This window comes from Nocardia pseudovaccinii NBRC 100343 (assembly GCF_001613225.1).
Lineage (GTDB): Bacteria > Actinomycetota > Actinomycetes > Mycobacteriales > Mycobacteriaceae > Nocardia > Nocardia pseudovaccinii.
In genome coordinates this window covers 1-1,329 of the sequence record NZ_BDBY01000163.1, presented here as the reverse complement: position 1 = coordinate 1,329, position 1,329 = coordinate 1, and the positions used below count along the sequence as shown (strand labels likewise).

Here is a 1,329-nt window from a genome sequence, read left to right as displayed (position 1 = left end):
TCCGGTGGACCGCAGCAGGTAGGTGGCCCGCCCCGGGCGGACGGTCCGCCGCAGGCAGGCGGGGCGCAACAGCCAGCTGGTCCGCGGTCGGCAGGCGGGCAGCATCAAGCGGGCAGTTCGCAGCAGCCGGGCGGTTCGCCGCGGGCGGCTGGTTCGCAGCAGTCGGGCGGTTCGCCGCGGGCGAGTGGTTCCGAGCAGCCGGGTGGGCCGCGATCGGTAGGTGGTTCGCTGCGTGCGGGTGGATCGCAGTGGGCCGGGGGTTCGCAATCGACGAGCGGACCGCAGTCGCCGAGCGGTTCGCAATTGGCGGGCGGTTCGCAGACGAGCAGTCCGGCATCGGCGAGTGGGCTGCAGTCGGGCGGCCAGCCACAAGGGAGCGGTTCGCAACAGTCGAACAGATCTCGATCGCAAATCGGGCCACACTCCATCAGCGGGCCGCAGCAGATCACCGGACTCGAGCCGACGCTCGTGCCTCGGCACTCATCGGATCCGATACGCCGCGATATTCCGCCGCATGACGCGACCACCGAGGCACTGTCGAGAACCGTCGGAATGCCGATGCCCCGATCCGACGCACCGTATCCACCGGATCCGACACCCATTCCTGCGCGTCGATCGATGCGCATCGTCTGGATCGGCGCGGTGCTCGTAGTCCTGGCGATCGGGGGGATTATCGGCTGGCAGGTGCACAACGCAAGCGAACATTCCGGTCGGCCGACGACCACGACCATGCCCGCGCACCTGCCCGCCGGTGCGAAACCGTGCGCCCAGCTGTATCCGGCGCTCGGCCGTTTCACCTCGTCCGCGATCGGCACCACCGTCACCAGTTGCGCCTTCGCCGAGGAGGTGCGTAAGGCGTACGCGAATGGTGGTGACAGCACTATTACCGATCGGTCGGTCATGGCGCACAGCCCGATCAACAATCGGGATTACAAGATGAATTGCACGGCAGGTGATCAGTTCGCAACCTGTAGCGGCGGCGAGAACGCCATCGTCTATGTGTATTGAGTCGTAGCCGTTACCCGGTGTTCACGGGGGTGCGACCGCGCGATCGCGTGAAGCGGTGCAAGATATGCGCCATGCGCATCGGAGTGTTGACCGGAGGCGGCGACTGTCCAGGACTGAACGCGGTCATCCGTGCCGTCGTTCGCACCGCGAACGGACGCTACGGGGACGCGATCATCGGCTTCCAGGACGGCTGGCGCGGGTTACTCGAAGACCGAAAGATCACCATTCAGAACGACGATCGCACCGATCGCCTGCTCACCAAGGGCGGCACGATGCTCGGCACCGCTCGCACCAATCCCGACAAACTGCGTGCGGGACTGG

3 protein-coding genes are annotated in these 1,329 nt (G+C 66.6%); 2 read left to right on the top strand and 1 reads right to left on the bottom strand.

The window, feature by feature from the left end; translation table 11 throughout:
- A partial coding sequence (locus NP3_RS49845) for a hypothetical protein (protein ID WP_218024876.1) occupies positions 1 to 267 on the bottom strand: 267 nt, incomplete at its 3' end.
- Between the two features lie 351 nt (positions 268 to 618).
- Between NP3_RS49845 and NP3_RS19090 the strand changes: the two genes are divergently transcribed.
- Positions 619 to 1,008: a hypothetical protein gene (locus NP3_RS19090; protein ID WP_063042951.1), complete on the top strand. Its 390-nt coding sequence runs from the start codon at positions 619 to 621 to the stop codon at positions 1,006 to 1,008.
- 71 nt (positions 1,009 to 1,079) lie between these two features.
- The coding region (locus tag NP3_RS19085; protein ID WP_174566239.1) for a 6-phosphofructokinase at positions 1,080 to 1,329 on the top strand (250 nt) is incomplete at its 3' end.

Bases quoted from the DNA above. Each gene is read 5' to 3' on its own strand.
- NP3_RS19090 (WP_063042951.1), top strand. From the start codon at position 619: ATGCGCATCGTCTGGATCGGCGCGGTGCTCGTAGTCCTGGCGATCGGG.